The 7,000-nt window shown below is 60.5% G+C and carries 4 protein-coding genes; all 4 read left to right on the top strand.

Annotated features, from left to right (window positions below; genetic code table 11):
* Positions 1–55: 55 nt before the first annotated feature.
* Positions 56–319: a TonB-dependent receptor gene (locus tag H5U38_11130; GenBank protein MBC7187577.1), complete on the top strand. Its 264-nt coding sequence runs from the start codon at positions 56–58 to the stop codon at positions 317–319.
* Positions 320–365: 46 nt separating this feature from the next.
* A complete protein-coding gene (locus H5U38_11125; GenBank protein ID MBC7187576.1) occupies positions 366–3,164 on the top strand; it encodes a hypothetical protein in 2,799 nt (932 codons plus the stop codon).
* Positions 3,165–3,185: 21 nt separating this feature from the next.
* On the top strand, positions 3,186–4,202 hold the full coding sequence (locus H5U38_11120) for a PorV/PorQ family protein (protein ID MBC7187575.1): 1,017 nt from the start codon (positions 3,186–3,188) through the stop codon (positions 4,200–4,202).
* A 216-nt stretch (positions 4,203–4,418) separates the two neighbouring features.
* The coding region (locus tag H5U38_11115; GenBank protein MBC7187574.1) for a hypothetical protein at positions 4,419–7,000 on the top strand (2,582 nt) is incomplete at its 3' end.

Raw genomic sequence — 7,000 nt, 5'->3', positions numbered from 1 at the left:
ACTGAGCGCCAGCAGTGGCTTCCCTTACACGCCTTCCGGGCGCGACGTTGGTTTTGTGATCCGAAATTCCGCGCGCATGCCCTCCAATTACACGCTGGACTGCGAGGTCGGGCGGACCTTTCGCCTGAAGGGCGTGAAGGTGCGGCTCTTTGTCGAGGCGCTGAACTTGACCAACTTCAAGAACGTCGTCTACGTCTATCCTGATACCGGAGAGCCGGACTTTACGCGTCAAGGCAATCATTCACTCGAGTACATGCGCGACCCAAGCAACTACGGGCCGCCACGCCGCGTCCGAGTCGGACTTGGAGTGCGGTTGTGAGGTCGTCTTGGGTGGGTCAGCAGCTCGGTTTGCGAGGAACTATCCCATGCGAAGAGCCCTTCTTTTTTCTCTGCTTTCGATTTTGGTCATTGCCTCACTTGCTGGGGCGCAAGTGTTTTCCGGAGGGAAGGACAAAGACAGGGAAGCTGAGAGCGACTTGGCCAAGCCTTTGGGTATCAAGGATCGGGCTGCCGGCATTCACAACGCCAGCAATATCGGTCTGTTCTTTGAGAACCGGGGCAAGCTCTATCCGCGGCGCTTGAGCCAGGGCCCCAGCGGGGAGTACCCCTACGGCAGCGGCCGGCACTACATCTACCGCATCAACCCGTTCGTCGGTATTCCGGGAAATGTGATTCAGGGACGCTTCACCACCAACGAGGAATGGGAGGCCGTAGGGGGTTACCACAACCCGGCGGGAGCAAAGGTGGCGATGAGCGACGACCCATCTTCGTGGCCGGCGACGGGTTGGCCAGTACGGGACGCCGCCGGCAACCCCATCATCAAGTCTGACCAGGACGCTTTCTGCGTTTACAGTGACAGCAACAACACGGTGAAGCGGCTTGGGGTGCACATCGCCCAGACCAGCTATGCCTTCGGGCTAAAGTCCTTAGAGGACATGATCTTCTTCACTTTCGATGTGATCAACAAGGGCGAATCTGACTTGGATTCGCTCTATTTCGCTCTCTACGTCGATATCGACGTCGGGAACGTCTCCGGCGGCGACCCGGAGTATGCGGACGATCGCGTGGCGTTTGAGGAGTCGCTGAATCTCCTCTATTTCTACGACGACGGCTACACGTCAGAATGGGTGGGCAATACTACCGGCTACTTCGGCTGCGCGTTTTTGAAGACGCCCGAGGTGGATGGGAAGCAGCTGGGAGTGACCGACTGGCACTACAACCTCTATGATGATGACATGGATTTGGACACGGTCCAGTACCGCATCATGAGCTCCGATCCCCGGCTGTTCAATTCGTCATTGGGCAAGCGCTATTTCCATGTGGGCACCCTGCCCACACTGCACTATGACGATCCAAACACCATTCCCGCCACTGGCCTGGACGTCGTTGCCATCATGAGTTCTGGGCCGTACACGCTCCCGGTGGGAGATACGCTCACCTTTATGACGGCCATCGTCGCCGGGAATGATCTGGGGCAGCTGCTGTCGAACACGCTCATGGCGCTGAAAGCGGCGGAGCTCAATTTCGAGATGGCGAAGCCTCCTTCCGCTCCTGCCCTCACGGCAGTAGCCGGCGACGGTCGGGTGACACTCTACTGGGACAATCGACCGGAAAGTGAACGGGACCCGTTTTCGAACCGGCTCGATTTTGAGGGCTATCGCCTGTACAAGTCTATCGACGGCGGGGTGCACTGGGACCAGATCGACCGCAACGAGAACCCCAGTGTGGGGCCGGACCCCGTACCGCTCGCCGAGTTCGATGTGGTAAATGGCATTGGGCGCGACACGGGCCTCGAGTACAGCTACGTGGACACCAATGTCGTCAATGGTTTCGAGTACTGGTACACGATCACCAGCTATGACCAGGGGGACTCCACGGTGGAGAGCTTGGAATCGCCGCGGGGGAACACCTTGGCGGCTATCAACACGGTGGCGGCCACACCACGCAGCGAGGCATTGGACCTGGTGCCAGGCGCTGTGGGCTCGGTAGAACACTCTGGGCCTTCCGATTTTTCCCTGGCGGTGAGCGTGGCAGATGCGCAGCAATGCGGCGGATTTCAATATGAGGTCAGCTTCCCGCCGGTTGCGAGAATTGTCAGGGGCAATCTCAATACGCAGGCCTCGGTGACGGTGGTGGATCCCGCTCTTGCCTCCGGCGACCTTTACGGCGTTGCCTTTGACAATGCAGGGCGGCTTTGTGTGCGCAACCAGACGAGGGGACGCGACATCGTGGTGGGACATCCCTACGTCTCCGGGCAGACCCTCCAATTCGAAGGCCTTGCCTTGACCCTTGTTGACCCGGATCCGGACGCACCGCCCACGCTGTTGCCGGAGCCGGGAGACTCCTTGGTCATTCAGACCGGCATCCGCGCGCAACGCTCGGATGGGACAGTGGTGCTCTCGCCGCGCATCGTGGACTGGAAGCGCTGGCTGGCCACTACGGATGGCCTGCTGCTGCAAGTCCTCCCTTCGGGGTACATCGACCCGGTGACCCGCGTGAGTGGGGCGGCGATGGTGGAGATCACGCCGACGGTGGTGGACAAGTCACAGATCATCGAAATGACTTATACCCTGAGCTTTGCCGATCCAGTGACGAGCGGGAGTGGCAAGCAGCGCGCGGTGCTTCAGGTGACCACTTGGGGTGGCCAGGTTGTGGCGCGGAGCGATTCTTTGCCAAGCGGAGGAAGCCTATCTTTCGGCGGAATCGCGGTGCGCATTGTCTTTGACGAGAAGAGCGCACCGGGGGCAGGGAACGTCTTCCGCATTCGCACAAACATTCCCGATCCCCCACGCGCCAGCGACCGCTACACTTTTGCGGTGCAGGCCCCTTCGACCGGACGGGCGCTGCAGGACAACGAACTGGCGCGGGTCAAAGTGGTGCCCAATCCCTACGTGGTCTCGTCGCTATTTGAACCAGAGTTTGGCGAGCTGCGGCGCGAGCCCCTTCGCCAGATCCAGTTTATTCACCTGCCTGCAGAGTGCACCATCCATGTCTTTACCCTGGACGGCGATTTGATCAAGACGATCCACCACACCAATGGCACCGGCACGGAGACCTGGGACCTGCGGGCAGAGGGAGGACGAGAACTGAGTTCTGGTGTGTACCTGTACATGGTGAGCACCAAGACAGCACGGCATGTTAGCCGTTTCGCGGTGATAAAGTAGACAACAGAGGAGTTCATGCGTATGCAGAGAACTCTTGCCCTATTTGCGGCGAGCGTTGCGGCAATGCTCGCGTTCGGCCTGACGGGCTTGGCACAGGCCCAGAATCCCAATCTCGGAACCGCGGGGGCGCAGTTTCTGCAGATTCCGGTCGGGGCTCAGGCGGTGGGCATGGCAGGAGCTTACGTGGGGATGGCCGAGGACGCAGTGGCTCTTTTCTGGAATCCGGCCGGCATTACCCACGTGCAGCGGCAGGCTGTCCACTTCTCCCACCTGCAGTGGTTCGCAACCGTCCACATGACGTCTGTGGGCTATGTGCTCAACCTTCAGCGGTGGGGAGTGCTTGGCGTGTCCGTGACCTCCTTGGGTATGGATAAGATGGAGGTCACCACCGAGCTGCAGCCGGAAGGGAGCGGCGAGTTCTGGGATGCGCAGGACGTCGCCTTGGGCATGACGTACGCGCGCGGGTTGACCGACCGCATGTCGGTGGGCGTGACGGCCAAGTACGTGCGGCAGAGGATCTGGCACGAGAGCGCCAGCGGCCTGGCTTTCGATGTGGGTACCCAGTACCGGCTGGACTTTCGGCAACTGGTTATCGCCATGGCCATGACGAACTTTGGCGCCGATTTGAGGCTGGATGGTCGCGACCTCGACGTCGTCCACGACCGCAATGTTTCGGTCCCGCGCAACCGTCTTACGCCGGCGCGGCTCCAGACCGAGACCTATCCGTTGCCGTTGCACTTTCAGGTGGGCATTGCCTTCGATGTATACCGGTCGCCTTTCCTTGCCTTGCGGGCAGCTATGGATGCGGCACACCCGAACGACAACAGCGAGCGCATCAATATTGGCATGGAGTTGGCACTGCGGCAGGTCGCCTTCCTGCGGGCGGGGTATCGCTACAACTACGATGAGGAGGACTGGACGCTGGGGGCGGGGGTGCGACTGCCCTTGGCGCGCTCGCGGGTGCGCGTGGACTATGCCTATTCGTTTTTCAACCTTCTCGATGACGTGCAGAGGTTTTCCCTGGGGATAGAGTTTTGAGAAAGTGCATGCGGCTGAGCGGGCACGTGGGTGAAACCGCTGAGATTGTCGGCGTATGACCAAAATCGGCAAAGGAGGTGATGCGCAAAGGGTGCGTGTGAGAGCGGGAGTAAGGTCTGTAACAACGGCGAGCAACAACAAGGCGAACGGCAAATGAGCAGGGCAGGCGTGCGCGAGCATGCAAAGGTCGGCTGCAGTAGCCGAGGGAGGGAGAAAATGGAAAAGCGTGTTGTTCTCTTAGTCACCTTGGTCGCTGTGTTAATGATGACATCCCAATCGTTTGCACAGGCCAGGGGCGAGACAGGGGCAGTGGGATTGTATCTCACCAACGCGGGACAGATTCGACTCTACGCGCCGAGTAACTCAGGCACGCGGCAGGTGGGTCGGATCACCATGTCCGCAGGGCTTTCCAAGGACGCCGTCTATGACTACATGCAAGACGCTAACAAGGTAATCAACGCCTACAAGCTTGCCACCCCGACAAAGGCCGATGTCGAGCTGTACACGGTGGCCGACAATAGCTACTCCAATTTGCCGCCGAACGTGCACGTGCGCGTGCACCTCTACGGCTGGAACAACGACAAATTCTTCTTGGCGCGCTTTGCGGTGGTCAACATGGCCGCGGAGGCTATGCAGCTGTACTTGGGTGCCACGGTAGTGCCGATGGTCAACGCAGGCTACGACGGCACCTGCGAGTGGAACGCAACGCACCGCATCGCCTACAACTATCGCGGCTCTGATCCCCCTCACCTGGGTGTCGCCCTGGTTTCCGGAGAACCGTATTCCTACAAGATCCTCGACTGGAACGTCTACTCTCCGGATCCCAACTCGGATCAGGCGCACGACTCCACGCGCTTCAAGATGCTGACCGAGACGGGCTTTGACGGGCCGCTCACGTTCGGCACCGATGGGGCAATCTACAATGTCAACGCTGGCGCGTACACCCTTGCGCCCGGTGACTCGGCGGTTCTCACCTACGCGGTGGTCTACGGCGATGGGCTGGATGATCTGCTGGCAAATGTGCAGGCAGCCAGGGCCCGCTATCGCGCTGCCTTCCCCCCATCGCGCGTGCGCGTGACTTTTGTGGCGAACACGGCGACGGTGCCGGACACGTTGGGGCCGACCTCTACGGTGCAGGTACGCGGGAGTGGCGGTCCGTTGACCTGGAGTGGGGCATCGCCGGTATTTTTGGAGAATGTGGGAGGTGACTACTGGCGGGGGACGGCGGAATTTACCCCTGGGGAGCGGGTGGAGTTTAAGTTTTACACGAATGCGCACGACACGGTGTACGCGGGGGCGGAGTGGGAGCACCAGGGGTGGGAGGGGGATGTGGCGACGGGCAATCGGGTGTTGGTGGTGGGGGATGCGGACACGACGTTGCCGTTGCAGTTTGTGAATGGGTGGTTGTGGGGTGCGGAGCAGTATGCGCGGCCGTGGGTGGAGGAGCCGAACAGTTTTGTGGTGTGGGTGCGGGTGAATGTGCAGGGGTGGGAGGATTTCAATCCTGGGGCGCAGGTGATAGGATTGCGGGGGTCGAACAATGTGGATTGGGGTCAGACGGGGGAGATATCGTGGGGGCGGACGTATCCGTTGGTGCGGGAGAGCGACCATGTGAACATGGGGTCGCGGCAGTACAGTGGGGGGTATTTTTACAGTGGGGCGGTGCATGTGCCGGATCAGTATGCGGGTCATGCGATAGAGTTCAAGGTGGTGGTGCACCGGGCGGGAGCGGCGTTGGATGAGGATTGGGGGAATTTGGTGTACAATCCGAGTTTGCAGAATCACGTGGAGTTGAGCGGGGTAGACACGACGGTGCACTGGTTTTGGTTTGACAACAAGCGTCCGCGTGCGGTGGAGCATCGGGATCAGGTGGTGGTGACGTGGGTAGCTGATATGGGGCAGGCGATAGCGAATTTTGGATTTGCGCATGGGGACACGTTGTTGGTGCGGTCGGGGTATTTTGGGACGGCGGCGGGGGTGCGGACGGTGCAGATGCGGCGGCTTGGGTTTACGTCGCGCTACACGGCCACCGACACGGTGGTGACCACCATTGGGGGGAAGTTGGATTACCAGTACTACAAGGTGAAGAATGGGGTGGAGTATCGGGAGATTTACTATAACTTTTACTATGCAGGGGAGACGGTGGGGGAGGCGGAGCGGCGGGTGGTGGAGCCGATAGGGGGAGCGGCCATTACGGTGGAGGATGTGGTGGCCAGCAAGTCGGATATTCACCGGATGCCGTTGTTCCGGAACACGGCGGTGGTGGCGCGGCCGGTGACGGTGACGTTCACGTGTGATGCGCGGCCTGCGGTGTACCAGGTGTTGGCGGGGAGCACGTTGCAGGACATACAGGGGACGTTGCACGTGACGTCGGCGGATCAGGTAGTGGGGTGGGGTTTGGCGATGAACGGGCCGGCCACGGGTGGATGGGGGACGTGGGGCGCGGGATTGATGGCGGATCCTGCGCATCGGATGTACGATGACGGCACGCATGGTGACCTGGTGGCGGGGGACACGGTGTACACGTTGGTGTGTTTCTACTCGCCGGATTCGGGGGATGTGGTTGGTCAGGAGTTCAAGTTTGGAGTAGGGGGAGGCGACAATGAGGGTGGCTATGGGAACAACCACATCGAGAACATCGACGACAGCGTGCCGGCGTCGGGGATTCACTCGCAGTTTGGGAGCATCGATCCGGTGTTTTACAGCGCGTGGGATTATGACAACCAGCGGCCGAAGACGGGGGTGGAGGTAGTGAGTCGGGAAGTGCCGCGGGAGTATCGGTTGGGCAACTACCCGAA

This window comes from Calditrichota bacterium, assembly GCA_014359355.1.
Classification (GTDB): Bacteria; Zhuqueibacterota; Zhuqueibacteria; order JANLFK01; family Oleimicrobiaceae; genus Oleimicrobium.
Note: the sequence above shows the minus strand (reverse complement) of the source record. Positions and strands in the feature narration are given on the sequence as shown.

Excerpts from the sequence above, each read along its gene's own strand:
- H5U38_11125 (MBC7187576.1), top strand. The coding sequence starts at position 366 with ATGCGAAGAGCCCTTCTTTTTTCTCTGCTTTCGATTTTGGTCATTGCC.
- H5U38_11120 (MBC7187575.1), top strand. The coding sequence starts at position 3,186 with ATGCAGAGAACTCTTGCCCTATTTGCGGCGAGCGTTGCGGCAATGCTC.